General features: G+C 67.0%; 23 protein-coding genes and 1 pseudogene. 15 read left to right on the forward strand and 9 right to left on the reverse strand.

Annotated features, from left to right (window positions below; translation table 11 throughout):
- Positions 1–1,905: pseudogene (locus AC1DYK_RS01570) on the reverse strand (hypothetical protein); the annotation flags it as partial.
- Positions 1,906–2,484: 579 nt separating this feature from the next.
- Positions 2,485–3,714 carry a phosphoglycerate dehydrogenase gene (gene serA, locus AC1DYK_RS01575; RefSeq protein WP_478164667.1) on the reverse strand — a complete coding sequence of 410 codons (1,230 nt, stop codon included), beginning with the start codon at positions 3,712–3,714 and terminating at the stop codon, positions 2,485–2,487.
- A 187-nt stretch (positions 3,715–3,901) separates the two neighbouring features.
- Here serA and ugpB point away from each other — a divergent pair, with 187 nt between their 5' ends.
- From ugpB to AC1DYK_RS01605, 6 genes are all read left to right on the forward strand, one after another.
- On the forward strand, positions 3,902–5,212 hold the full coding sequence (ugpB, locus tag AC1DYK_RS01580) for a sn-glycerol-3-phosphate ABC transporter substrate-binding protein UgpB (RefSeq protein WP_478164668.1): 1,311 nt from the start codon (positions 3,902–3,904) through the stop codon (positions 5,210–5,212).
- A 156-nt stretch (positions 5,213–5,368) separates the two neighbouring features.
- Positions 5,369–6,250 carry a sn-glycerol-3-phosphate ABC transporter permease UgpA gene (gene ugpA / locus AC1DYK_RS01585; protein WP_478164669.1) on the forward strand — a complete coding sequence of 294 codons (882 nt, stop codon included), beginning with the start codon at positions 5,369–5,371 and terminating at the stop codon, positions 6,248–6,250.
- On the forward strand, positions 6,250–7,101 hold the full coding sequence (ugpE, locus tag AC1DYK_RS01590; protein WP_478164670.1) for a sn-glycerol-3-phosphate ABC transporter permease UgpE: 852 nt from the start codon (positions 6,250–6,252) through the stop codon (positions 7,099–7,101). The genes ugpA and ugpE overlap by 1 nt, the downstream gene beginning before the upstream one ends.
- A 149-nt stretch (positions 7,102–7,250) precedes the next feature.
- Positions 7,251–8,258 carry a sn-glycerol-3-phosphate ABC transporter ATP-binding protein UgpC gene (ugpC, locus tag AC1DYK_RS01595; RefSeq protein WP_478164671.1) on the forward strand — a complete coding sequence of 336 codons (1,008 nt, stop codon included), beginning with the start codon at positions 7,251–7,253 and terminating at the stop codon, positions 8,256–8,258.
- Positions 8,255–9,004 carry a glycerophosphodiester phosphodiesterase gene (gene ugpQ / locus AC1DYK_RS01600; RefSeq protein WP_478164672.1) on the forward strand — a complete coding sequence of 250 codons (750 nt, stop codon included), beginning with the start codon at positions 8,255–8,257 and terminating at the stop codon, positions 9,002–9,004. The genes ugpC and ugpQ overlap by 4 nt, the downstream gene beginning before the upstream one ends.
- Positions 9,005–9,058: 54 nt before the next feature.
- The gene (locus tag AC1DYK_RS01605; RefSeq protein WP_478164673.1) at positions 9,059–11,530 is read left to right on the forward strand and encodes a DUF3772 domain-containing protein; all 2,472 of its coding nucleotides are present in this window, start codon (positions 9,059–9,061) and stop codon (positions 11,528–11,530) included.
- Here AC1DYK_RS01605 and AC1DYK_RS01610 read toward each other — a convergent pair.
- A complete protein-coding gene (locus AC1DYK_RS01610) occupies positions 11,527–11,793 on the reverse strand; it encodes a hypothetical protein (protein ID WP_478164674.1) in 267 nt (88 codons plus the stop codon). The two genes, AC1DYK_RS01605 and AC1DYK_RS01610, sit on opposite strands and share 4 nt — an antisense overlap.
- Before the next feature lie 81 nt (positions 11,794–11,874).
- On the opposite strand from AC1DYK_RS01610, the gene hemA reads away from it, so the two are divergent.
- The 7 genes from hemA (at position 11,875) to paeA (ending at position 18,621) form a co-directional block, all read left to right on the forward strand.
- Positions 11,875–13,158, forward strand: coding sequence for a glutamyl-tRNA reductase (gene hemA, locus AC1DYK_RS01615; protein ID WP_478164675.1), 1,284 nt, complete (start codon positions 11,875–11,877; stop codon positions 13,156–13,158).
- 91 nt (positions 13,159–13,249) lie between these two features.
- The gene (gene prfA, locus AC1DYK_RS01620) at positions 13,250–14,338 is read left to right on the forward strand and encodes a peptide chain release factor 1 (protein WP_478164676.1); all 1,089 of its coding nucleotides are present in this window, start codon (positions 13,250–13,252) and stop codon (positions 14,336–14,338) included.
- A 157-nt stretch (positions 14,339–14,495) separates the two neighbouring features.
- Positions 14,496–15,308 (forward strand): peptide chain release factor N(5)-glutamine methyltransferase, encoded by an 813-nt coding sequence (prmC, locus tag AC1DYK_RS01625; protein WP_478164863.1) that lies wholly within the window; start codon positions 14,496–14,498, stop codon positions 15,306–15,308.
- Between the two features lie 29 nt (positions 15,309–15,337).
- Complete coding sequence (gene grxD / locus AC1DYK_RS01630) at positions 15,338–15,664, forward strand: Grx4 family monothiol glutaredoxin (protein WP_478092735.1); 327 nt, start codon at positions 15,338–15,340, stop codon at positions 15,662–15,664.
- Between the two features lie 12 nt (positions 15,665–15,676).
- Positions 15,677–16,180 carry a cupin domain-containing protein gene (locus tag AC1DYK_RS01635; RefSeq protein WP_478164677.1) on the forward strand — a complete coding sequence of 168 codons (504 nt, stop codon included), beginning with the start codon at positions 15,677–15,679 and terminating at the stop codon, positions 16,178–16,180.
- A gap of 109 nt (positions 16,181–16,289) precedes the next feature.
- Positions 16,290–17,285: an AAA family ATPase gene (locus AC1DYK_RS01640; RefSeq protein ID WP_478164678.1), complete on the forward strand. Its 996-nt coding sequence runs from the start codon at positions 16,290–16,292 to the stop codon at positions 17,283–17,285.
- Positions 17,286–17,334: 49 nt separating this feature from the next.
- Positions 17,335–18,621, forward strand: coding sequence for a polyamine export protein PaeA (gene paeA, locus AC1DYK_RS01645; RefSeq protein ID WP_478164679.1), 1,287 nt, complete (start codon positions 17,335–17,337; stop codon positions 18,619–18,621).
- 188 nt (positions 18,622–18,809) lie between these two features.
- Here the strand turns inward: paeA and AC1DYK_RS01650 are convergent, their stop codons facing one another.
- Together AC1DYK_RS01650 and AC1DYK_RS01655 are read right to left on the reverse strand one after the other, a co-directional pair.
- A complete protein-coding gene (locus AC1DYK_RS01650) occupies positions 18,810–19,478 on the reverse strand; it encodes a lytic transglycosylase domain-containing protein (RefSeq protein ID WP_478164680.1) in 669 nt (222 codons plus the stop codon).
- Between the two features lie 10 nt (positions 19,479–19,488).
- Positions 19,489–21,237 carry a proline--tRNA ligase gene (locus tag AC1DYK_RS01655; RefSeq protein ID WP_478164681.1) on the reverse strand — a complete coding sequence of 583 codons (1,749 nt, stop codon included), beginning with the start codon at positions 21,235–21,237 and terminating at the stop codon, positions 19,489–19,491.
- 125 nt (positions 21,238–21,362) lie between these two features.
- Between AC1DYK_RS01655 and AC1DYK_RS01660 the strand changes: the two genes are divergently transcribed.
- The gene (locus tag AC1DYK_RS01660) at positions 21,363–22,019 is read left to right on the forward strand and encodes an RNA pyrophosphohydrolase (protein WP_478092480.1); all 657 of its coding nucleotides are present in this window, start codon (positions 21,363–21,365) and stop codon (positions 22,017–22,019) included.
- A complete protein-coding gene (locus AC1DYK_RS01665; RefSeq protein ID WP_478164682.1) occupies positions 22,006–22,503 on the forward strand; it encodes a CNP1-like family protein in 498 nt (165 codons plus the stop codon). Before AC1DYK_RS01660 ends, AC1DYK_RS01665 begins: the two co-directional genes overlap by 14 nt.
- Before the next feature lie 22 nt (positions 22,504–22,525).
- Here the strand turns inward: AC1DYK_RS01665 and proB are convergent, their stop codons facing one another.
- The 4 genes from proB to rplU form a co-directional block, all read right to left on the reverse strand.
- Positions 22,526–23,665 carry a glutamate 5-kinase gene (gene proB, locus AC1DYK_RS01670; RefSeq protein ID WP_478092475.1) on the reverse strand — a complete coding sequence of 380 codons (1,140 nt, stop codon included), beginning with the start codon at positions 23,663–23,665 and terminating at the stop codon, positions 22,526–22,528.
- On the reverse strand, positions 23,665–24,729 hold the full coding sequence (gene cgtA / locus AC1DYK_RS01675) for an Obg family GTPase CgtA (protein ID WP_478158439.1): 1,065 nt from the start codon (positions 24,727–24,729) through the stop codon (positions 23,665–23,667). Before cgtA ends, proB begins: the two co-directional genes overlap by 1 nt.
- Positions 24,730–24,802: 73 nt before the next feature.
- Entirely contained in the window at positions 24,803–25,060 is a 258-nt protein-coding gene (gene rpmA / locus AC1DYK_RS01680; protein ID WP_158722371.1) for a 50S ribosomal protein L27, read from the reverse strand.
- Between the two features lie 12 nt (positions 25,061–25,072).
- Positions 25,073–25,384, reverse strand: a complete 312-nt coding sequence (gene rplU / locus AC1DYK_RS01685) for a 50S ribosomal protein L21 (RefSeq protein ID WP_286369298.1) — start codon at positions 25,382–25,384, stop codon at positions 25,073–25,075.
- Positions 25,385–25,403 lie beyond the last annotated feature (19 nt).

Raw genomic sequence — 25,403 nt, forward strand, 5'->3', positions numbered from 1 at the left:
CAGGTCGCCCCCGAAGTAGACGCTGTTGACGTAGGTGAACAGTGGCTTCAGGTCGATGAAGGCGGCCTTTTGCTCCGACTTGGAGATCACCACGGCCACGCCACCCTTGGCGTACTTGCTGTAGTTGCTGCCGCCGCTCAGGAAACTCTGGCGGTTGGTCTGGCTGGTCAGCGGCGTGTCCCAGCCCACGAAGATGCCGTTGRYRAACATGGTCTTCCACTGGTCCATGCCCGTGGTGACCGAGATCTCGGTCGGCGCCGTGATGCCCGGCAGGTCGACATAGCCCAGGATCTTCATGAAGGCGATGTCGCCCACATTCATCAGGCCGGGGTACGGGGCGCCCCACTCGTGCCAGTAGTCGTAGGTGTTCTTCGAGTACGGGTCGCAGCCGTTGCACAGGCCGGCCAGCGCCACCACCGCGACCTGGCCCTTGAGGGCGGTCGTGTCCCAGACCGTCACCAGCGCGAATTCGCTGTTGTTGGTCACCGCGATGCCGGTCGGCACCTTGTTGGACGGCAGTTTTGCCGTGGCCTGGTTGTTCGCGGTATTGTTGCCGGCGGTGCCGATCAGKCCGTTCTGGAACACCAGCAGGGTCTGGTTGCAAAAGCCCGAACGCCCGCTGCAYCGGCCCACCGCCACCGGGTCGCCGGTGACGAGGCCGGCCTTCTTGTAGGCCGTCCCATTGACGCTGTCGATCTGGCCGCCCGCGTTCCCGCCGATCGTCCAGCTGATCTGGGGCGTCTGCGCGAAGACGTTGTACTGGTAGCCCGACACCTGGATGTCCGTGACCCCCATGCGTTGCGTCGGATCGTCCGCGACGTACGCCAGGTTGGCCACGTTCGTGGAATAGAGGCCGGCGTCGGAGGAGCTCGCGACCACCGTCAGCGAGCCGTCGACGATGTCGCCGGCGACGGGAGTGCCGCCGGTCCCGCCAGTGGGCGGCGGGGTCGTCGAGCCGCCACCGGTGTCGGCGCCGAGCGAATAGCAGGCCTTGACGACGTTGGGCGCGGGATCCGAGCCGAAGAACGCCACACTGCAACTCGCGGTGCCGGTCACGCTCTTCTGCACCCAGCTGGAGTTGACGCCGAACTGGACGATGGTTGCGCTCGCGACCGTGAAGCTCTGGCCTTCGGCCGCAAGCCTGGTGCCGCTGGGCGGCGCCGTCGTCGTCGGCGGCGGCGTCGTCGTGCTGCCGCCATCCACATAGCAGGCCTTCGCGACGCCGGGCGCGGGGTCCGAGCCGAAGTCGATGTTGTTGCAGTGCGTGGTGCCGCTCACGACTTTCTGCACCCAGCCCGTGCCGGCACCGTACTTCACGGCGGTCGCGTCCGCCAGCGTGAAGCTCTGGCCTTCGTCGGCAAGCTTGGTGCCGGCGGGCGGGGTCGTCGTCGTCGGCGGCGGCGTGGTGGTGCCGGTGCCAACCGAATAGCAGGACTTCGCGACGCCGGGCGCGGGGTCCGAGCCGAAGTCGATGTTGTTGCAGTGCGCGGTGCCGTTGATGGTTTTTTGCACCCAGCTCGAACCGGCGCCGTACTTCACGAGGGTGCCGGTGGGGACCGTGAACAAGCCGCCTTCACTGGCCAGCAGCGTGTCCGTCCCGCTGCTCGCGGTGCCGGTTTGGGCGAAGCAGCCCTTCACCACGCCAGGGGTGGGGTCGCTGCCGAAGAAACTGCTGCTGCAGGTGCCCGCCCCGCTGACGGTCTTCTGGACGAATGTCGAATCCGAGCCGTACTGGACGACCGTGCCGGTGGGCACCGTAAATGACTGGTTTTCGGTCGCGATGCTGACCCAGCTCGCATCCAGCTTCTGCGTCGCGGCGGCTTCCTTGCCGGTGCCCGAGAGCTCGACGAGTGCAGCGTCCGATCCCGCTTCGGCGGACTTGGCGGTCGTCGACGTGTCAGGCATTGCGCCTGCACTGCCCAAAGCACCGCCCGAACTCCCGCCGCCGCAGCCAGCCACGATGGCCAGCACTGCGAGGCAGGACAACTTTGATATTACTTTCATACTTGATCCCTTCAGTTGACATGATTTTTCCTACATATGCATGGCAACGCAATCAAGTGACTGCGGACTTTTCCTACATTTTGTTTTCCCGTATTCGCCAACTAATCGGCGACTTCTTCGCTCATTTCTCGCGTCAATGCTGGAAAGTTCCTGCAACGAGCCCGGCGCGGAGAAGACGTGAAAAACCATGTTGGCCTTACACGTATTCACAAAAAGCATGGGGCGGAACTTGAGATGCACCAGACCGGGGCGCACTTCGGAGCACCCGGCAAAGCATGCGCTGGAGGGGGTCGACCGGACCTCGGCGAGAGCCGCGAACTCGCCGCGGGCCGGGATCTGTTAGCGCTACCGGAGTCGCGACGAAGACATGCCAAGGGACCGTCCTTGCGTGGCTCGCGCTTGCCAGGCTTCAGCCGTGCTGCGCCCGCGCGCCTCCAGCCAGCCCCTTTGCCAGGCCTGCGGAAACAGCCTCAACAGTCCCTAGAACAGCACCCGGCTGCGGATCGTTCCCGGCACCTTGGCCAGCTTCTCGAGCGCGAGGTCGGAGGAGGCGGCATCGATGTCGGTCACCACGTAGCCCACCTTGTCGTTGGTCTGCAGGAACTGCGAGGCGATGTTGATGCGGTTGTCCGAGAAGATCCTGTTGATCTCCGACAGCACGCCCGGGACATTGCGGTGGATGTGCAGCAGGCGATGCTTGCCCGGGTGCGCCGGCAGGGCCACCTCGGGGAAATTGACCGACGAGGTCGAGGTCCCGTTGTCGCTGTACTTCACCAGTTTCTCGGCCACCTCGAGGCCGATGTTGGCCTGCGCCTCCATCGTGGAGCCGCCGATGTGCGGCGTCAGGATCACGTTGTCGAGTCCGCGCAGCGGCGACAGGAACTCGTCCTTGTTGCTGCGCGGCTCGACCGGGAAGACGTCGATCGCGGCGCCAAGCAGCTTCCTGGCCTTCAGCGCCTCGGCCAGCGGATCGATCTCGACCACGGTGCCGCGCGAGGCGTTGATCAGGATCGAGCCCGGCTTCATGGACGCGATCTCGGCGCCGCCGATCATCCACTGCGTGGCCTGCGTCTCGGGCACGTGCAGGCTCACGATGTCGCTCTGCGCCAGCAGGTCGGGCAAGAGCCGCACCTGACGTGCGTTGCCCAGCGGCAGCTTGGTGACGACGTCGTAGAAGCAGACGTTCATGCCCAGGGCCTCGGCCAGCACCGAGAGCTGGGCGCCGATCGAGCCGTAACCTACGATGCCGAGCGTCTTGCCGCGGATCTCGAAAGCGTTGTCGGCCGACTTGAGCCAGCCGCCGCGATGTGCGACCGCACTTTTCTCGGGCACCCCGCGCAGCAGTAGGATGGCTTCGGCCAGCACCAGTTCAGCCACCGAGCGGGTATTGGAATAAGGCGCGTTGAAGACGGCCACGCCGTGCTCGCGCGCCGCATCGAGATTGACCTGGTTGGTGCCGATACAGAAGCAGCCCACCGCGACCAGCTTCTGCGCCTCGGCGAACACCTCGGCGGTCAGTTGCGTGCGCGAACGAATGCCGAGGAAGTGCACGTCGGCGATGCGGGCCTTGAGTTCGGCGTCCGGCAGCGCACCGGGAAGCGACTCGATCTGGGTATAGCCGGCGGCCTGAAGCACCTCGATCGCCGAAGGATGGATGCCCTCGAGCAGGAGGAACTTGATCTTGCTTTTGTCGAGTGAAGTCTTGCTCATTCCAGGGCCAAAAAAAGCGAAAGACGATGCTAGCATGGTGCGCCGCAGCATGCAGGGCGCGCTGCGGCGCACCAAAAGGGTTTCCCCGATTGGTGGACGCTGCGCCGCGCGCAAAGAATATGTGACGCTGTCGTGTCATACGCGCGACCTAGCATCCGCGTTTCTCATTCCCCCCTCAGGAGTCTTCATGCGATTCAAAACGCTCGCCATGGCATCGGCGCTGGCCGCAACGCTTTCCACTTCCGCGTTGGCACAGACCGAAATCCAGTGGTGGCATTCCATGACCGCCGTCAACGGCGAATGGGTCAACGACCTGGCCAGGCAGTTCAACGAGAGCCAGAAGGACTACAAGATCGTGCCGACCTACAAGGGCCAGTACGACGAATCGATGACGGCAGCCATCGCCGCCTTCCGGGCCGGCAACGCGCCGCACATCCTGCAGGTCTTCGAAGTCGGCACCGCGACCATGATGGCCAGCAAGGGCGCCATCGTGCCGGTCGGCCAGGTCATGAAGGACGCCGGCGAGAAGTTCGACCCCAGCGCCTACATTCCCGCGGTGGCCGGCTACTACACGGCGCCGAACGGCCAGATGCTGAGCTTCCCGTTCAACAGCTCGACCACCATCTTCTATTTCAACAAGGACGCCTTCAAGGCGGCCGGCCTGCCGACCGACAAGGCGCCGGCGACCTGGCCCGAAGTGGTCGCCGCCGCGGCCAAGCTCAAGGCCAGTGGCCACAAGTGCCCCTTCACCACCGCCTGGCAGAACTGGACCCAGCTCGAGAGCTTCTCGGCCTGGCACAACGTCGAGTTCGCGACCAAGAACAACGGCCTCTCGGGCCTGGACCCCCGCCTGAAGGTCAATTCGCCGCTGCACCAGCGCCACATCGAGAACCTCGCGAGCATGGCCAAGCAGGGCCTGTTCATCTACAAGGGTCGTGGCAACGTGCCCGAGGCCTCGTTCGTCTCGGGCGAGTGCGCCATGATCGCCACCTCGTCGGGCTTCTACGGCAACGTGGCGAAGAATGCCAAGTTCGCCTACGGCCTGACCGCACTGCCCTACTACCCCGACGTTCCGGGCGCGCCCCAGAACACGGTCATCGGCGGCGCCAGCCTGTGGGTGATGGCGGGCAAGAAGTCCGAGGAATACAAGGGCATCGCCAAGTTCTTCAGCTTCGTCTCCACGCCTGAAGTGCAGTCGGCCAGCCACAAGCGCACGGGCTACCTGCCGATCACCATGGCCGCCTACCAGCTCACCGACAAGTCCGGCTTCTACAAGCAGAACCCGGGCACCGACGTCGCCGTGACGCAGATGATCCGCAAAGTGACCGACAAGAGCCGTGGCATCCGCCTGGGCAACTACGTGCAGATCCGCGCGATCGAGGACGAGGAACTCGAACAGGTCTGGAGCGGCAAGAAGACCGCCAAGGAAGCACTCGATGCCATCGTGACGCGCGGCAACGAGCAGCTCGAGCGCTTCCAGAAAGCTAACAAGGGCTGACGCCCTTGCCAGCTTTCGCTGCCATGTAGCACCCCACCCTGCCCTCCCCGCCAAGCGGGGAGGGTGCCTGCCGGAGTACGGGCCGCGGAGCGGGCGCAGTTAGACTCGCAGCCCCGCCGGACATCAGAACCGGCGGGGTTTCTTTTTGAGGGATTCATGGAAAAACGCGTCGTCTTTCGCTCGGGCTGGCTGCCGTGGGCGCTGCTCGCGCCGCAGATGGTCGTCATCGTCGTGTTCTTCTTCTGGCCGGCCAGCCAGGCGCTGATGCAGTCGATGCAGATGCAGGACGCCTTCGGCACCTCGACCGAATGGGTGGGCCTCGACAATTTCAAGCAGTTGTTCGCCGACCCGAAGTACATCGAATCCTTCGAGACCACGGCGCTGTTCTCCATCCTGGTCGCTTTCTTCGGCCTCACGATCTCGCTGGTGCTGGCCGTCTTCGCGGACCGCATCGTGCGCGGCGCGATGATCTACAAGACGCTCCTGATCCTGCCGTACGCGGTGGCGCCCGCGGTGGCCGCCGTGCTGTGGGTGTTCATGTTCTCGCCGTCGCTGGGCGTGGTCGCCTACGCGCTCGGCAAGGTCGGCATCGACTGGAACCACCTGCTCAACTCGACCCACGCCATGACGCTGATCGTGATGGCCGCGGTCTGGAAGCAGATCTCCTACAACTTCCTGTTCTTCCTGGCCGGCCTGCAGTCGATTCCGAAGTCGCTGATCGAAGCCGCCGCCATCGACGGCGCCAAGCCCTGGCGGCGCTTCTGGACGGTGCAGTTCCCGCTGCTGTCGCCGACCACCTTCTTCCTGCTGGTGATCAACGTGGTCTATGCCTTCTTCGACACCTTCGCGATCGTCGATGCCGCGACCCAGGGCGGACCGGGCCGGGCGACCTCGATCCTGGTCTACAAGGTCTACTACGACGGCTTCAAGGCCATGGACCTCGGCGGCTCGGCCGCGCAGTCGGTGGTGCTGATGGCGATCGTGGTGGTGCTCACCGTGGTCCAGTTCCGCTATGTCGAGAAAAAGGTGAACTACTGATGGTCGAGCGAAACCCGTCCCTGGGCATCCTGGCCCATGCCGTGATGATCTTCGGCGTTCTGATCGTCGCCTTCCCGCTCTACCTGGCCTTCGTGGCGTCGAGCCACTCGGCGCAGGAGATCGTGCAGGCGCCGATGCCGCTCCTGCCCGGCGGCCATCTCTGGGAAACCTACAAGTCGGCGCTGTTCGGCCGCACGGCCGGCGCCGGATCGACCGCCCCCGTGGCCCGCATGATGTGGGTCAGCCTGGTGTCGGCGCTGGTCATCACCTTCGGCAAGATCGCGATCTCCCTGCTGTCGGCGTTCGCGGTGGTGTACTTCCGCTTCCCGTTCAAGACCCTGTGCTTCTGGGCCATCTTCATCACGCTGATGCTGCCGGTCGAGGTCCGTATCGGCCCGACCTACCAGGTGGTCTCGGACCTCGGCATGCTCAACAGCTATGCCGGCCTGACCGTCCCGCTGATCGCCTCGGCGACCGCGACCTTCCTGTTCCGCCAGTTCTTCCTGACCGTGCCCGACGAGCTGATCGAGGCCGCCCGCATGGACGGCGCGGGCCCGATGCGCTTCTTCTGGGACGTGCTGCTGCCGCTGTCGAAGACCTCGATCGCGGCGCTGTTCGTGATCCAGTTCATCTACGGCTGGAACCAGTACCTGTGGCCGCTGCTCGCGACCACGACCGAAGACATGTACCCGGTGGTGATCGGCATCAAACGCATGATCGCCGGCGGCGACGGCCAGAACGAATGGAACATCGTGATGGCGACAGCACTGTTGGCGATGCTGCCGCCGGCGCTGGTCGTGCTCCTGATGCAGAAGTGGTTCGTCAAGGGTTTGGTGGATACGGAAAAATGAACCACCCCCAGGTTGGCTCACTTCGTGTAGCCGCCCACCCCCCGCGAGGGGGCAATACCAGCGGCCAGGCGTTGCCGGTTCCGCGGTATTCCTGGAATGAGATCGGCACGCGCGATGCGTGCGTCGAACTGGAAAACTGAGAAGAACACATGGCAGCACTTTCACTGCGCAACGTCATCAAGCGCTACGGCCACGGGCCGAAGGCAAACCAGGTCATCCACGGCGTCAGCGCCGAGATCCCCGACCACGAATTCGTCGTCATCGTCGGGCCCTCGGGCTGCGGCAAGTCGACGCTGCTTCGCATGGTCGCGGGACTGGAAGAAATCAGCGCCGGCGAGATCCGCATCGGCGACCGGGTGGTGAACAACCTCGAGCCCTCCGAGCGCGACATCGCGATGGTGTTCCAGAACTACGCGCTCTATCCGCACATGACGGTGTTCGACAACATGGCCTACGGCCTGAAGATAGCCAAGGTGCCGGTGCCCGAGATCAAGACGCGCGTCGACAAGGCCGCCGGCATCCTCGAGCTCGGCCACCTGCTCGAACGCAAGCCGCGCGAGCTCTCCGGCGGCCAGCGCCAGCGCGTGGCCATGGGCCGTGCGATCGTGCGCCAGCCGAAGGTGTTCCTGTTCGACGAACCGCTGTCGAACCTGGACGCCAAGCTGCGCGCGCAGACCCGCCTGGAGATCCAGAAGCTGCACCGCGAGCTCGGGATCACCTCGCTGTTCGTCACCCATGACCAGGTCGAGGCCATGACACTGGCCGAGCGCATCATCGTGATGAACGGCGGCGTGATGGACCAGTTCGCCACGCCCGAGGAGGTGTACTCGCGCCCCGCCACCACCTTCGTCGCGAGCTTCATCGGCTCACCACCGATGAACCTGCTGCGGTACGCGCCAGGCGTGCGGCCCGGCATGATCCTCGGCATCCGTCCCGAGCACCTGAGCCTCGATGCGAACGGCTGGACGGTGCAGGTCGAGCACGTGGAGCTGCTGGGCGCCGAGCGGCTGATCTACGGCCGCATCGGCGATGAGCAACTGATCATGCGTGTCGACGAGGGCCACACGCCACCGGTCGCGGGCGACACGGTCAAGATCGCCGCCCGCCAGGACAAGCTGCACTGGTTCGACGCCGGCTCCGGCAAGCGAAGCGCATGAGTGCCGACGCGACCTGGCTGTACCCGCGGTGGATCGCCCATCGCGGTGCCGGCAAGCTTGCGCCCGAGAACACCCTGGCGGCCTTCCGGCTGGGCGCCGAACATGGCTATCGCATGTTCGAATGCGATGCCAAGCTCAGCGCCGACGGCGTGCCCTTCCTGCTGCATGACGCCACGCTCGAGCGCACCAGCAACGGCCACGGCATCGCCGGCGAGCAATCCTGGGCGGCCCTGTCGCGGCTCGACGCCGGCGCCTGGCATTCGCGCCGCTACGCCGGCGAGCCGCTGGCAAGCCTCGAGAGCCTGATCCGCTTCTGCCTCGCGAACGGTCACGCGCTCAACATCGAGATCAAGCCGACACCGGGCCAGGAGCAACTGACGGGCGACGTGGTGGCACGGCAAGCCGCGCTGCTCTGGACCGCATCGGAGCTGCCGCCGCCCTTGCTGACCTCGTTCGCACCCGACGCCCTGCGCGCGGCCCGCGTCGCCGAGCCGCAGCTGCCGCGCGGCCTGCTGCTGGACACGCTGGCCGCGGGCTGGCTCGACCTGGCACTCGAGCTCGCCTGCGTCGCGGTCGTCTGCAACCACGCGCTGTGGGACGCCGCCACGGTGGCCCGGGTGCACGCCGCCGGCCTGCGCGCGCTGAGCTACACCGTGAACGACGAATGGGCGGCCGAGCGGCTGACCGCGCTCGGCACCGACGGCATCATCACCGACCGGGTCGACCACTTCAGCCCGGCGACCTGAGCTCGTCTACGGTTCGTTTCGAACCGGCAGCCGGCGGCTTTTATGATGAAGACCATGCGCTGGTTCCCCCAATTCACGGCCCTCCTGCTGGCTGCCGCGCTGTGCGGCGGCACCTGGGCCCAGCCAAGCACCGAGACCGAGGTCGCACCCACGGTGGCGGCACTGAGAAGCCAGCTCGAGAACGTGCCGTCGGAGGTGGAGACCAGCGCCGACGTGCGCGGCGTGGTCGAGCAGCTCAACGCCCTCAGTGCCTCGACCGACAAGTTCATCGCCGCGCGCACCGGCGAACTCAACGACCTGAACGCCCGGCTGGGCGAACTGGGCAATGCACCGGCCGAGGGTGCAACCGAGAATCCCGACATCACCCGCCGCCGGGCGGAGCTGATCAAGGAGCGCAACGCGCGCGATGCCGACATCCGGCTCGCGCGACTGGTCTCGGTGGACGCCCAGCAGCGCGCCAGCGAACTGCTGGCCAAGCGCCGTGCGCTGTTCGAAGCCCAATTGACCGAGCGCTCGCCTTCCCCGCTGGGGCGGGACTTCTGGGACGACGTCAGCGACGCCTGGTCGAGCGACGTGACCCGGCTCGGGCGCCTCGGTGCCGAGCTGGAGGACGGCGTCCGGACCGCCCGCAAGCCGGCCCACGCGCCCGCGGTGCTCGGCGCCCTGGCAGTTGCCGTGCTGATGGCCCTGCTGGGCAACTGGCTCGCCGAGCGCGCCCTGACCCGGTTCGCCGCGCGCTACCTGCCGCCGGGTCGACTGCGACGCTCCCTGCTGGTCATCGCGATCGTCACCGCCAACGTGCTGCTGGTCGGGCTGGCGGCGCAGGGCGTGTTCGCCGTGTTCGACAGCCACGACCTCTGGGGGCCCCTGACCCGCAAGCTGGGACAGTCCGTGGTTCAGTCGAGCATCTTCATCGCCTTCGTGGTGGGACTGGGTCGGGCGCTGCTGTCCAACGGACGGCCTTCGTGGCGATTGCCGCCGATCTCGGATGCGTTGGCGATCCGGCTCGCACCCTTTCCCTGGGTCATGGCCGGGGTGGCCGCGGTGGTGTGGGCGCCGACCCAGGTCAACGCGGTGGTGGAGGCCAGCTTCGCCGCCGTGGTGGCCACCCACGTCATGACCGCCCTCGTCCTGACGGGCATGATCGGCGCGATGCTGCTGCGCCTTCGCAGCGCGCCGGTCGCCGCAGCGCCGGTCGCCGCCAGGACGCCACCGAAGGACGCCGGGTCCGGCCCGGCGGAGACTGCGTCCTCCGCGCCCGTTGCCGACGGCCCCGAAAGGCCGATGTGGGTCGGCGTGCTGCTGGCCGCGGTGACGTTGATGCTGATCGTCATCTGGGTCCTGGTGGCGATCGGCTACGTCGCGATGGCGAGCTTTCTTGCGAGTCAGCTCACCTGGGCCGGCATCGTGGTGGCCGCCTTCTACGTGCTGTTCAAGTTCGCCGACGACCTGTTCGAATCGGTGGTTTCCTCGCGCAGCAGCTTCGGCGAGCGCCTGCAGCAGAGCTTCGGCCTGCAGCCGCGCACCCTCGATCAGGCGGCGGTGGTGCTCTCGGGCCTGAGCCGCGTGATTCTGTTCTTCTACATGGTGATCGCGCTGGCGACGCCCCTGGGCACCAGCCCGGGCGAGGTCTACCAGCGCAGCGGAAAGTTCGGCGGCGGCGTCAAGATCGGCGAGATCCAGCTGGTGCCTGGCGCGATCATCAGCGCGGTCTTGGTGCTGGTGATCGGCTTCGTCGCGCTGCGCGTGGTCAAGCGCTGGCTGGAGCGACGCTATCTGCCGCACACCGGGCTCGAGCCCGGCATGCAGAGTTCGATCACCACCCTGCTCGGCTACGTCGGCGGGATCATGGTGATCGCCTTCGGACTCTCGGCACTGGGCATCGGCATCGAGCGCATCGCCTGGGTGGCGAGCGCGCTGTCGGTGGGCATCGGCTTCGGCCTGCAGGCGATCGTGCAGAACTTCATCTCGGGCCTGATCCTGCTGGCGGAGCGCCCGGTCAAGGTCGGCGACTGGGTGGTGCTGGGCAATGCCGAGGGCGATGTGCGCCGCATCAACGTGCGCGCCACCGAGATCCAGCTGGGCGACCGCTCCACGATGATCGTGCCGAACTCGGAGTTCATCACCAAGACCGTGCGCAACATGACGCTCGCGAATGCCGAGGGCCGGGTGCTGATCCGCCTGCCTATGCCGCTGACCACCCACGCCAACCGGGCCCGCGAGGTGATGCTGGCGGCCTTCGCCGATCACCCGGGCGTGCTGGCCAGCCCGGCCCCCTCGGTCACGCTGGAGGGGGTGGAGGTGGGCTTCCTGATCTTCCAGGCGGTCGCCTATGTGCCAAGCCCCCGGCTGGCCGGCGGCGTACGCAGTGACGTGCTGTTCGCGATGCTCGAGGGGTTGCGGGCGGCCGATCTGCCGATGGCCGCCTACCCGGTGGCGCCAGCCTATGCGGGCGCGCCCGGGGCGCCGGCGGCCGCCGCCGCCCCGCCGCCACCGCCGCCGATATTGCCTGGCCTGGTGAACTAGCCGGCCACCAGCCACTGGCTGGTGGCGCAGGCCAGCACCAGGGCCACATACGTCGCCATCTTGCCGTCGCGGCCGAAGATCACGAGGCCGGCCGAGAGCACCGCCACGCCAACTATGAAATTGATAGCAGCCACGACCCACCAGGCGGGCGATTTCGCGCTTTTTCGCATGGAGATTCGGCCCAGCAGCGCGCACAGGAAACCGACCGCGAAGGCAGGCGCGACGAAATTGAGCAGGTGATTGAGGAGGTCCAGCGGTGCCATGACAGGAGATTCGCCGCTTCGCCGCGGACTTTTTTGTCGCCGCGGGCGGTCCGGGCGCTGCTGATTTTATAATCAGGGGCTATGTCAGTCTGGGCCCTCGGCTTGAACCACACGACCGCGCCGCTCGACCTGCGCGGTCGTTTCGCGTTCGCCATCGACCAGATCGCCCCGACGCTGCAGAGTCTGCGGCATTCCTTCGGCTCCCAGCGGCACCCCGGCGTCGAGGCCGCGATCATCTCGACCTGCAACCGCACCGAGATCTATTGCGCCGCCGATCAGCTGGCGCTCGACCACACGGTCGACTGGCTGGCCCGCAGCGGCGGCGTCGCCCCCGCCCTGCTGCGCTCGCATGCCTACACCCTGCACGACGACCACGCGGCGCGGCACGCCTTCCGTGTCGCCAGCGGGCTCGATTCCATGGTGCTCGGCGAGGCCCAGATCCTCGGCCAGATGAAGGATGCGGTGCGCGCCGCCGAAACCGCCGGCGCACTAGGCAGCACGCTGAACCAGTTGTTCCAGCGCTCCTTCGCAGTTGCCAAGGAGGTGCGTACCGCGACCGAGATCGGCGCCCATTCGATCAGCATGGCGGCCGCGGCCGTTCGCCTGGCCGGCCAGCTGTTCGAGGACCTGCAGCGCACCCGGGTGCTGTTCGTGGGCGCCGGCGAGATGATCGACCTCGCGGCGACCCATTTCGCGGCCAGGCAGCCCAAATCCATCGTGATCGCCAACCGCACGCTCGAACGCGGCGAGAAGCTGGCCTCGCGCTTCGGCGGTGAAGCGATGCGCCTGGCCGACCTGCCGGCGCGGCTGGCCGAATTCGACATCGTCGTGAGCTGCACCGCCAGCACGCTGCCGCTGATCGGGCTCGGCGCCGTCGAGCGCGCGCTCAAGGTGCGCCGGCACCGCCCGATGTTCATGGTCGACCTCGCCGTGCCGCGCGACATCGAGCCTGAGGTCAAGGCACTCGAGGACGTCTACCTCTACACCGTGGACGATCTCGCGCAGGTGGTGCAGCAAGGCCACGCCAACCGCCAGGCCGCGGTGGCGCAGGCCGAGGTCATCATCGACGCGGGCGTGCAGAGCTTCATGCACTGGCTGGACCAGCGCGGCACGGTACCGCTGATCCGGCAGCTCAACGCGCAGACCGACGAATGGCGCGCCGTCGAACTGGCGCGCGCGCGCAAGCTGCTGGCCAAGGGCGAGAGCGTCGACGCGGTGCTGGAGGCGCTGTCGCGCGGACTCACCCAGAAAATGATGCACGGCGCGCTGGCCGAACTGCACGCCGGCGATGCCGCCGCGCGCGAACACACGGCTCAGACCGTGTCGCGTCTGTTCCTGCGCAGCGAGTTGCGCAAAGAGCGTTAGCGACGCTCGCCGCAGCGGCGCCGCCGGTGCCCGCTCCCCGCCGTCGCCGCGCCCCGCTCGCGGTCCGTTCCCCTGGCCACCCCCCTTTTCCGTGAAACCCTTCCTGCGTCACCAACTCGAGCGCTTTGCGCAACGCCTCGGCGAACTCGACTTTCTGCTCTCGCGCGAGGACATCATGTCCGACATGGCGCAGTACCGCACCATCTCGCGCGAGCATGCCGAGGTGACGCAGATCGCCGGCCGCTACAGCCGCTACCTGCAGCGCGAGGCCGACCTGGCCAGCGCCCGCGAGATGCTGGACGAGCCCGAGATGGCGGAGATGGCCCAGGAGGAAATCGCCGCTGCCGAGGCCGAACTGCAACAACTCGACGACGAACTCCAGCGCCTTCTGCTGCCCAAGGATCCGGACGACGCCCGCAACGCCTTTCTCGAGATCCGCGCCGGCACCGGCGGCGACGAATCGGCGCTGTTCGCCGGCGACCTGCTGCGCATGTACACGCGCTACGCCGAACGCGCCGGCTGGCGCTGCGAGATCGTGAGCGAGAGCGAGAGCGAACTCGGCGGCTACAAGGAAGTGGTGATCCGCATCGTCGGCGACGAGGTGTTCGGCAAGCTGCGCTTCGAATCCGGCGGCCACCGGGTGCAGCGGGTGCCGGCGACCGAGACCCAGGGCCGCATCCACACCAGCGCCTGCACGGTCGCGGTGCTCGCGGAGCCCGACGAGGCGCAGGCCGTCCAGATCAATCCGGCCGACCTGCGCATCGACACCTACCGCGCCAGCGGCGCCGGCGGCCAGCACATCAACAAGACCGATTCGGCGGTGCGCATCACGCACATCCCGACCGGCATCGTCGCCGAGTGCCAGGACGACCGCAGCCAGCACCGCAACAAGGCCAAGGCCCTGCAGGTGCTGTCGGCGCGCATCCAGGAGAAGGACCGCAGCGAGCGCGCCGCCAAGGACGCGGCCGTGCGCAAGGGCCTGATCGGCACCGGCGATCGCTCGGACCGCATCCGCACCTACAACTTTCCGCAGGGCCGGCTCACGGACCACCGCATCAACCTCACGCTCTACAAGCTGCTGGCGATCATGGAAGGCGACCTGGGCGACGTCCTGGCCGCACTGCAGGCCGCGCGCGAGGCCGAACAGCTGGCCGAGCTCGAAGCCAGCCTGCCGGCATGAACAAACACCCCCGAAGCGCCTTCGGCGCCCCCCCCTTCAGGGGGCGATACCAGCGGCCCGGCAAAGCCGGTTCCGCGGTATCCCTGGCCTTGGCCGAGCCACTTCCGCACGCCCGCACAGGGGTCATCGGGTGACGTCACCCTCGACGGCAACGCAGATGCTGGCCGCAGCGGCCGCACGCGGGGTCGAGCGGCTCGACGCACAACTGCTGCTGCTGCATGCGCTGGGCCGCAGCGCGAGCGAGCGGGCGTGGCTGCTGGCGCATGACACCGACACGCTCCCTGACGCCGTTTGGGAGGCCTGCGAGCGGCTCTTCGCGCGGCGCCTGGCTGGCGAACCGGTGGCCTACCTGGTGGGCGAGAAGGAATTCCACGGCCTCGGCCTGCAGGTCGACGCGCGCGTGCTGGTGCCCCGGCCCGACACCGAGACGCTCGTCGACTGGGCGCTGCACTGCCTGGATGGCCGCAGCGCGCCCGCCGTGCTCGATCTCGGCACCGGCAGCGGCGCGATCGCGCTGGCGATCGCGCATGCCCGCCCGGACGCCCGGGTCGCGGCCGTCGATGCCAGCGCCGACGCACTGGCGGTGGCCCGCGCCAACGCCGCACGGCTCGGTCTGGCGGTGCGCTTCGTCCAGGCCGACTGGCTCGAAGGCGCCGACCGCGGGCTGGACCTGATCGTCTCGAATCCGCCCTACATCGTGGCCGGCGATCCGCACCTGGCCGCGCTGCACCACGAACCGCTGCAAGCGCTGGTTTCCGGCGCCGACGGGCTGGACGACATCCGCCGCATCGTCCAGGCCGCTCCGGGGCACCTGGCGCACGGCGGCTGGCTGCTGCTCGAGCACGGCTACGACCAGGCCGAGAGCGTGCGGCAGTTGCTGGCCGGGCGCGGATTCGCCCAGGTCCAAAGCCGCGACGACCTCGCCGGCATCGCGCGCTGCTCCGGCGGAATGTGGCCGGGAGTGAAATAATCCGCCCAGTCCAATTTCAGGAGTTCCCCATGTCCGACACCCAGCAACGCATCGACGATCTCGTCAAGAGCAACGATCTCGTGCTCTTCATGAAGGGCAATGCCAGCTTCCCGATGTGCGGCTTCTCGGGCCGAGCGATCCAGATCCTCAAGGCCGTCGGGGTCGACACCCGCACGCTCAAGACCGTCAACGTGCTGGACGACGCCGAAGTGCGCCAGGGCATCAAGGAATACAGCAACTGGCCGACCATTCCCCAGCTCTACGTGAAGGGCGAGTTCGTCGGCGGTTCGGACATCCTGATGGAGATGTACGAATCGGGCGAACTGCAGCAGATGCTGAACGCCAATCCGGCCTGATTTTTTTCCGCCATGAGCCACGACCACGCCGATCATGGCCACGCGCATGACGGCGAGGCCGCCTGGAAGCACGACGGCGTCTGCGTGATCCCGGGCGACCGGCTCGACACGAACACCGCCCAGACGCCCGGCATGAACCGGGCTGCCGCGATCAACTTCGCGCGCGTCGGGGCCCAGAAACTCTGGGCCGGCACCGTCACCATCCATGCCAACGCCAAGACCGGCGCCCACCATCACGGGCACCTCGAATCCGTGATCTACGTGGTGCGCGGCCGGGCCCGCATGCGCTGGGGCGAGCGGCTGGAGTTCACCGCCGAAGCCGGTCCGGGCGACTTCATCTATGTGCCGCCCTACGTCCCGCACCAGGAAATCAACGCCAGCGAGACCGAGGCGCTCGAATGCGTGCTGTGCCGCAGCGATGGCCAGGCGGTGGCGATCAACCTCGACATCGAGCCGGTCGAGAAACCGGAAGCGGTGCTGTGGGTGGACCCGACCCATCCCCACGGCGGCGTGTGACCGCCGCGCGACAGATCCGCAAAACACCTCAAAGCGAGAAAACGTAGACATCCATCGAACCCGGGCACGGCTTATGCTGTCCAAAGAGTGTTCGAAACCGGAGGTGTCCATGGATTCCCGCAGTCTCGTCCTCGCCTCGCCGCCGTTCCAGCTGCCGGTCGCCAACCTGCGCAGCGTGTTCCAGACGCACGATGTCGAGCGCAAGCTCGCCAAGCTCCCCGATCGCGACCATGAGCACCTGCGAACCACCTACGAGCGGATGCTCGAGCGCGGCCCGGACCGCTTCCAGGTCAAGCCCAGCGGCGTGCCGGAAATGGCCTCTCTCTACGCCCAGCTGCCCAACTTCACCGAGGTGCTCGACGACGTGCGCCGCCATGTCGCGCTGGCGCAGGACAGCCGCGACGGGCTCGAAGTCACACCGATGCTGCTGCTCGGCGCACCCGGCATCGGTAAGACCCATTTCGCCAGGAAGCTGGCCGAGCTGCTGGGCACCGGCATGTCGCTCGTGCCGATGAACTCGATGACCGCCGGCTGGCTGCTCTCCGGCGCCTCCTCGCAATGGAAGGGGTCCAAGCCCGGCAAGGTCTTCGAGGCGCTGGTCGACGGCCAGTACGCCAACCCGGTGATGGTGGTCGACGAAATCGACAAGGCCGGCGCCGACAGCCAGTATGACCCGCTCGGCGCCTTGTACAACCTGCTCGAGCACGACACCGCGCACGCCTTTGTCGACGAGTTCGCCGAAGTGGCGATCGATGCCAGCCAGGTGATCTGGATCACGACGGCCAACGATGCGCGCGGCATTCCCGAGCCCATCCTCAACCGCATGAACGTGTTCGAGATCGACGCGCCCTCGCCCGAGGCGGCACGCCAGATCGCACGCCAGCTTTACGCCTCGATCCGTGGCGACCACGACTGGGGCCGCCGGCTGGCCGAGGAGCCTTCGGCCGACGTGCTCGACCACCTGGCCGTGCTGGCGCCGCGCGAGATGCGGCGCGCCCTGATGACCGGGTTCGGCAATGCCCGGCTGGCCGGCCGCGACGAGGTCCGGGTCGAGGATCTGCCGCGCGCCAACGCCGCCAGGAGCCGGATCGGGTTCGTCCAGTAGCGACTCGTTCGCGGCTCATGGCACCATGTCGGTCTTCATCGACCGATCCATGACCCTGACACAGAGCCTCCTGATCATCGTCGCACTCATCGCGACCAGCGCCTTCTTCTCCCTCGCCGAGATCTCGCTGGCGGCTTCGCGCCGCCTGCGGCTGCGCCAGATGGCGGACGAGGGCGATGCACGCGCCGAACGCGTGATGCACATCCAGGAGCAGCCGGGCCACTACTTCACCGTGGTGCAGATCGGCCTCAACGCGGTCGCGATCCTCGGCGGCGTGGTCGGCGAAGGTGCGCTGAGCCCCTACTTCGCGCGACTGTTCGAGATCTGGCTCAGCGTCGACGCATCCCAGACCGCCGCCTTCCTGGCCTCCTTCATCACCATCATCTCGGTCTTCCTGGTCTTCGCCGACCTGTTTCCCAAGCGCCTGGGCATGAGCAGCCCCGAACTGCTCGCGGTGCGCATGGTCGGGCCGATGCTGGTCCTGATCACCGCCTTCAAGCCGCTGGTCTGGCTGTTCACCGTCTCCACCGACCTGCTGTTCAAGCTGTTCGGCATGCCGTTGCAGCGCGATGAGAAGATCACTTCGGCCGACATCCTCGCGATGACCGAAGCCGGAGCCCGCGCCGGCGTGCTGGCCGTGCGCGAGCAGCAGGTGATCGCCAACGTCTTCGAGCTCGACACCCGCGTGGTCAGCAGCGTCATGACCTCGCGCGAGCGCATCGCGTGGTTCCTGCGCGACGATCCCGAACACGTGCTGCGGGCACGCATCGTGGCCGAGCCTTTCTCTGCCTACCCGGTGTGCGAAGGCGACATCGACCACGTGCTGGGCTACGTGGACGCCAAGGACATGTTCCAGCGCGTGCTGAGCGGCCAGCCGCTCGCCTTCGGCCAGGGCCTGCCGCTGCACAAGGCGCTGGTCATTCCCGACCGGCTGTCGCTGACCGAAGTGCTCGAGCAGTTCCAGCAGGCGCACGAGGATTTCGCCATCATCGTCAACGAATACAGCCTGGTGGTCGGCGTGATCACCCTCAACGACGTGATGAGCACCGTGATGGGCGACCTGGTCGGCGACCAGGACGAGGAGCAGCAGATCGTCAAGCGCGACGAGAACTCCTGGCTGATCGACGGCGTGACGCCGATCCAGGATGTCCAGCGGGCACTCGAGATCGAAGAGCTGCCGCATGCGGAGGAGTACGAAACGCTGGCCGGCTTCCTGATGGTGATGCTGCGCCGCGTGCCCAAGCGGACCGACAGCGTGACCTGGGCCGGTTACACCTTCGAGGTCATCGACGTCGACAGCCACCGCATCGACCAGGTCATGGTGACGAAGATGTGACTCGCCCCCTCACTGCGTGTAGCCCGCCCACCCCCCTACCGGGGGCGCAGTCAGCGGCCCGGCGAAGCCGGTTCCGCGACTGCCCACCAACAGGCGCGCTGCGCGCAGCCGAAGGACAAACACAGCGCCTCTTCGTTCGGCCGGCGTAGCCAGGCCCGCTGGTGTTGCCCCCGGCAGGGGGTGGGCGGCTACACGGAGTGAGCCAACCTGGGGGCGAGCTCATTCCACGGGTCCTTGAAGACCCACAGCCGCTGGTTCGCGAACACCGCATCGGGATACGGCGACTTGCCGCGGCTGCCGTTGTAACGGCCCAGGGTCATGAAGAGATCGCCTCTCTCGCGATCGAGGTAGTGGCGCAGGATCACGCAACCGAAGCGCAGGTTGGTCTGCATGTGGAACAGCTTGGACGGGTCGCTGTCGCCGATGACCCGCGTCCAGAAGGGCATCACCTGCATGTAGCCGCGGGCACCGGCGCTCGAGACGGCGAACTTGCGAAAGTTGCTCTCGACCTGCACCAGGCCCAGCACCAGGCTGACGTCGAGCCCGGCGCGGCGCGCCTCGTACCAGACGGTCTGAAGGAATTCCTTGCGCGTCGGCCAGTCGGGCAGTTTCTTCTTGAGCCGCTCGCTCGTCGCCCCGAGCCAGCGCAGGTAGGCCATGCGGGCCTCGGTATCGCCGAATTCCGGGATCGGCGGCGCCTTGTTGTGGATCGCCGAACTCAGCGCGGTGCGCACCGAGTCGATCAGCGGCTCTTCGATCTGCGCGCCGGCGATGGCTCTGCGCGGCACGGCCAGCGAGAGCGCGCCGGCCGCCGCGCCACCGAGGTACTGACGCCGGGAAAGGCCGGGATCTTTCAAGGCCAGGGGCTCAAGCCGCAGCCAGGCGGCCGGTGATGAAGTCGGCGATGCCGGTGGCGGGCACCTTGGTCGCTGCGGTATCGCGGCGGTGCTGGTACTCGAGCTGGCCTTCCTTCAGCCCGCGGTCGGAGATCACCACCCGATGCGGCACGCCGATCAGTTCCCAGTCGGCGAACATCGCGCCCGGGCGCTCGCCGCGGTCGTCCAGCAGCACGTCGACACCGCTGGCCAGCAGTTGGGTGTAGAGCGCCTCGGCGGCAGTCTTGACCTCGGCGCTGCGGTCCATGCCGATCGGGCAGACCACCACCGTGAAGGGCGCGATGGCGTCGGGCCAGATGATCCCGCGCTCGTCGTGGTTCTGCTCGATGGCCGCCGCCGGCAGCCGCGTGATGCCGATGCCGTAGCAGCCCATCTCGAGGAACTGGGGCTTGCCCGCCTCGTCGAGGAAGGTCGCGTTCATCGGCTTGCTGTACTTGGTGCCGAGCACGAACACATGGCCGACCTCGATGCCGCGCTCGATCGCCAGCAGCCCCTTGCCGTCGGGCGAGGCGTCGCCGGCCACCACGTTGCGGAGATCCGCCACCGCATCGGGCTCGGGCAGGTCGCGGCCCCAATTGACGCCGGTCAGGTGGAAGTCGACCTCGTTGGCGCCGCAGATCCAGTCGGCCATCACCGCGACCTCGCGGTCGGCGACGATCTTCACCGGCTGCCTGAGGTTCAGCGGGCCCAGGTAGCCGGGCTTGCAGCCGAAGTGATCCTCGATCTCGGTCACGGTCGCGAAGCGGAAGCCCTGGTCGAGCCCCGGCACCTTGCTCACCTTGATCTCGTTCATGTCGTGGTCGCCGCGCAGCAGCAGCAGCCAGACCTTCACGTTCTTGATGTTGCCGGCCTCGTCCAGCTCGTCGGTGGCCAGCACCAGCGACTTCACGGTGGTCGCCAACGGTACGCCCAGCAGCACGGCGACGTCCTCGCAGGTGCTCTTGCCCGGGGTCGGCGTCTTCGTGAGGGCGCCGGTGGCGGCGCCGCGCGGACCGGCCGGCGCCAGCGCCTCGGCCTTTTCCATGTTGGCCGCGTACTCGCTGTCGGGACAGTAGACGATCGCGTCCTCGCCGGTGGCTGCGATGACCTGGAACTCCTGGCTCACATCGCCGCCGATGGCTCCGCTGTCGGCCGCCACGGCCCGGTAGCGCAGGCCGAAGCGGTCGAAGATCTTGCGGTACGCGTCCGCCATCACCTGGTAGCTGGCCTTGGCGCCTTCGAGGTCACGGTCGAAGCTGTAGGCGTCCTTCATGATGAACTCGCGCCCGCGCATCAAGCCGAAACGGGGCCGGCGCTCGTCGCGGAACTTGGTCTGGATCTGGTAGAGGTTCTTCGGCAGCTGCTTGTAGCTGCGAATTTCCTGGCGCGCGATGTCGGTCACGACCTCCTCGCTGGTCGGCTGGACCACGAAGGCGCGGTCATGGCGGTCCTTGATGCGCAGCAGCTCAGGCCCGTAGCCCTGGAAACGGCCGCTCTCCTCCCAGATCTCCGCCGGCTGCACCACCGGCATCGCGAGTTCGACCGCGCCGGCCCGGTCCATCTCCTCGCGCACGATGGCCTCGACCTTGCGGATCACGCGCAGGCCCATGGGCATGTAGGTGTAGATGCCGGTGCCCAGCTTCTTGATCATGCCGGCACGCATCATCAGACGGTGGCTGGCGACCTCGGCATCGGCGGGCGCTTCCTTGAGGGTGGAGATAAAGAATCGGGAAGCTTTCATCGGTCTCGAAGAGGGCTAGAAGCAGTGGTCGGGAGGGCAGGTCCTGAGCGGTCCTGGAACCGGTCGCTTGCCGTGTGCAACCCGGCATGCATAATCGACTCAGTTCAAAAAATTGGGGTTTGATTATGCTCGACCGGGACGGCTTCAGGCCCAACGTCGGCATCATCCTGCTCAACCAGAGAAACCAGGTTTTCTGGGGCAAACGCATTCGCACCCATTCCTGGCAGTTTCCGCAAGGCGGCATCGATCGCGGCGAAAGTCCCGAGCAGGCCATGTTCCGGGAACTGCATGAGGAAGTCGGTCTCCATCCGGAGCATGTGCGAATCGTCGCCCGTACCCGTGACTGGTTGCGCTACGAGGTGCCGGATCGGTTCATCCGCCGTGACGCACGCGGCCACTACAAGGGCCAGAAGCAGATCTGGTATTTGCTGCAGCTGACCGGTCACGACTGGGATCTGAACCTGCGCGCCACCGACCACCCGGAGTTCGATGCCTGGCGCTGGCACGATTACTGGGTGCCACTCGACGTGGTGGTCGAATTCAAGCGAGGCGTCTATGAAATGGCGCTGACCGAGCTCGCCCGCTACCTGCCGCGGCAGGACTTCCGCAACCGCTTCCTGCGCAGCAATGTGCGAGCCCGCGAATTCGAGCGCCACCCGCCCGGCGCGGGCCATGAACCGACTTTCGAGCTGCCGCCCGGCGCCAGCTTCGACCCCAACCCGAATGCCCATCTTGCCAACGACCCTGCCCCGACGAACGACCCGTCCCATGTTCCGCGCTAGCCGCACGATCCTGCTGGCCTGCGTGCTGGGTGCCGCCGGTCTGGCTCAGGCGCAGCTGTTCCAGGACCCCGAGTGGAAGGAGACCGAGGCGCCGCCCGCCCCGGCCTTCGACCCCAACAAGCTGGTCCCGGTCGAGATGCCGCCGTACATGACCCTGAAGTTCGGGATCGATCCGTCGACCATCAAGGTGACCGGTGACGGCGTGGTGCGCTACGTGGTGGTCGCCAGCCATCGCGAGGGCGGCGGCTTCAACGCCTTCTACGAAGGCCTGCGTTGCGCCACCGACGAATACAAGAGCTATGCGCGCTTCACCAACGGCACCTGGGAGGTCACGCCGGCGCCCGAATGGAAACGCCTGAATGACCGCAACTCGGCCTATACCAAGGCATTGGCACGGCAGGGGCTGTGCCGAGGCAGTGCGCCGCGCGCCTCTGTGGGCGAGATGGTCCGCTTCCTGAAGGCCCCGGTCCGCGAAGTCGAATAGGACCTGCTGTGCGCGCAGGCTCTCAGGCCTGCAGCAGCACCATGTTGTCGCGGTGGACCATCTCGGGCTCTGCGGCATAGCCCAGCAGGCGCTCGAACTCGGCCGAGGGCTTGCGGCACAGCATCCGGGCCTCGGCGCTCGAATAGTTGGCGAGGCCGCGCCCGAGTTCGACGCCCTGTTCGTCGCGGATCGCGATCACGTCGCCACGCGAGAACTCGCCCTCGACGCCGGTCATGCCGATCGGCAGCAGGCTCTTGCCCTCGGTGCGCACCTTGGCCGCCGCGCCGGCATCCACCGACACGGCGCCGCGCAGTTGCAGGTGGTCGGCCATCCAGCGCTTGCGCGCCTGGTGCTTGGCGGTCTGCGCCACGAGCAGCGTTCCGATGGCTTCGCCGCGCGTGAGGCGCAGCAGGGCGTCGGGCTCGCGGCCCCAGGCGATCACCGTCGAAGCGCCGGAGCCGGCGGCGCGCTTGGCGGCCAGGATCTTGGTGATCATGCCGCCGCGGCCGATGCTGCTGCCGGCACCGCCGGCCATGGCCTCGAGCACCGGATCGCCGGCCGCCGCCTCATCGACGAAGCGGGCATCCGGGTCCTTGCGCGGATCGGCGCTGTAGAGGCCTTTCTGGTCGGTCAGGATCACCAGCGCATCGGCTTCCACCAGGTTGGCGACCAGCGCACCCAGGGTGTCGTTGTCGCCGAACTTGATCTCGTCGTTGACCACCGTGTCGTTCTCGTTGATGACCGGCACCACGCCGAGGGCAAGCAGGGTCACCAGCGTCGAGCGCGCATTGAGATAGCGCTCGCGATCGGCCAGGTCGGCGTGGGTCAGCAGCACCTGGGCGCTGCCGATGCCGTTCTCGCGCAGCTTGGTCTCGTAGACCTGCGCCAACCCCATCTGCCCGACGGCGGCTGCAGCCTGCAACTCATGGATCTCGCGCGGCCGCACGCGCCAGCCCAGCCGCTTCATGCCCTCGGCGATGGCTCCGCTCGACACCATCACGACCTCCCGCCCCTCGCGCACCAGCGTCGCGAGTTGCCGGCACCACTCGCCGACGGCTTGCTCGTCGAGCCCGCGCCCCTCGTTCGTGACGAGGCTGGAGCCCACCTTGACGACGATGCGGCGCGCGTCGCGCAATACGGCAGAGCCTTGGGTCGAACTCATCATTGAACGTCTGGAAAACGGGGATCGATTTCCGTCGGCGGCTGCTCGGCCACCTGCTGGGCCTTGACGTGCTGGTAGATCGCCTGCACCAGCGGCTCGCAACCCTCGCGCGTGAGCGCGGAAATCTCGAACACCGGCCCCTTGAAGCGCAGTCGCTTGACGAAATCCTTGACCCGGGCCGCGCGCTCGTCGTCCGGCACCATGTCGAGCTTGTTCAGCACCAGCCAGCGCGGCTTCTCGTACAGCGCCTTGTCGTACTTCTTGAGCTCGCCCGCGATCGCCTTGGCCTGTGCGACCGGATCCACGCCCTCGTCGAAAGGCGCCAGGTCGACCACGTGCAGCAGCAGCCGGGTGCGCTGCAGGTGGCGCAGGAACAGGTGGCCGAGGCCCGCGCCCTCGGAGGCCCCTTCGATCAATCCCGGCAGGTCGGCGACCACGAAGCTCTGCTCCGGACCCACGCGCACGACGCCGAGGTTCGGGTGCAGCGTGGTGAACGGATAGTCGGCAATGCGGGGACGGGCATTGGAGATCGCGCTGATCAAGGTCGACTTGCCGGCGTTCGGCATGCCGAGCAGGCCGACGTCGGCCAGCACCTTGAGCTCGAGCTTGAGGTTCTTCTTCTCGCCCGGCCAGCCGGGCGTCTTCTGGCGCGGCGCGCGGTTGATGGCGCTCTTGAAGCGCATGTTGCCGAAGCCGCCGTCGCCGCCCTTGGCGATGGTGATCACCTCGCCGGGCGTCAGCAGCTCATACAGCACCTCGCCGGTCTCGGCGTCGGAGATGATGGTGCCGACCGGCATCTTGAGCGTGACGTCGTCGCCGGCGGCGCCGAACATGTCGGAGCCCATGCCGTGCTGGCCGCGCTTGGCATCGTGACGGCGCGAGAAGCGGAAGTCGACCAGCGTATTGAGGTTCGAGTCCGCAACCGCGAACACGTGGCCGCCGCGACCGCCGTCGCCGCCGTTCGGGCCGCCGAATTCCTTGTACTTCTCATGGCGGAACGACACGCAGCCGTTGCCGCCGTCGCCGGCGGCGACGTCGATGAAGGCTTCGTCCACGAACTTCATGAGATGTCCAATCAGTCTACAAAATGAAAAAGCCCCGGCAAAGCGGGGCTTCGATCGGATCGAAGTGACTGGCTTACGCCGGGGTCACGTTGACCGTGTGCTTGTTGAGTGCGCCCTTGGTGCCGAAGGACACATGGCCCTCGACCAGGGCGAACAGCGTGTGGTCCTTGCCGATGCCGACATTGACGCCGGGATGGAACTGGGTACCGCGCTGGCGCACGATGATCGAGCCTGCGCTGATCAGTTCGCCGCCGAAGCGCTTCACGCCGAGCATCTTGGGCTTGGAATCGCGCCCGTTTCGCGTTGAGCCGCCGCCTTTTTTCTGTGCCATGGAATCTGCTCCTTAGCCGGCGATCGCGCCGATTTGCAGTTCGGTGAACTGCTGGCGATGGCCCTGACGTTTCTGATAGTGCTTGCGACGGCGCATCTTGAAGATGCGAACCTTGTCGTGCTTGCCGTGCGACAGTACCGTGACTGTCACCGTTGCGCCGGACACCAGGGGCGTACCGACCTTGATTTCGCTGCCGGTTCCGACTGCGAGCACTTGATCGATCACGATTTCCTGGCCCACGTCCGCAGCAATCTGTTCTACTTTAATTTTTTCGCCGGAAGCAACGCGATACTGCTTGCCGCCGGTTTTTATGACCGCGTACATATTGACCTCTTGATGAAGA

This window comes from Variovorax sp. P2_H12, from assembly GCF_056403395.1.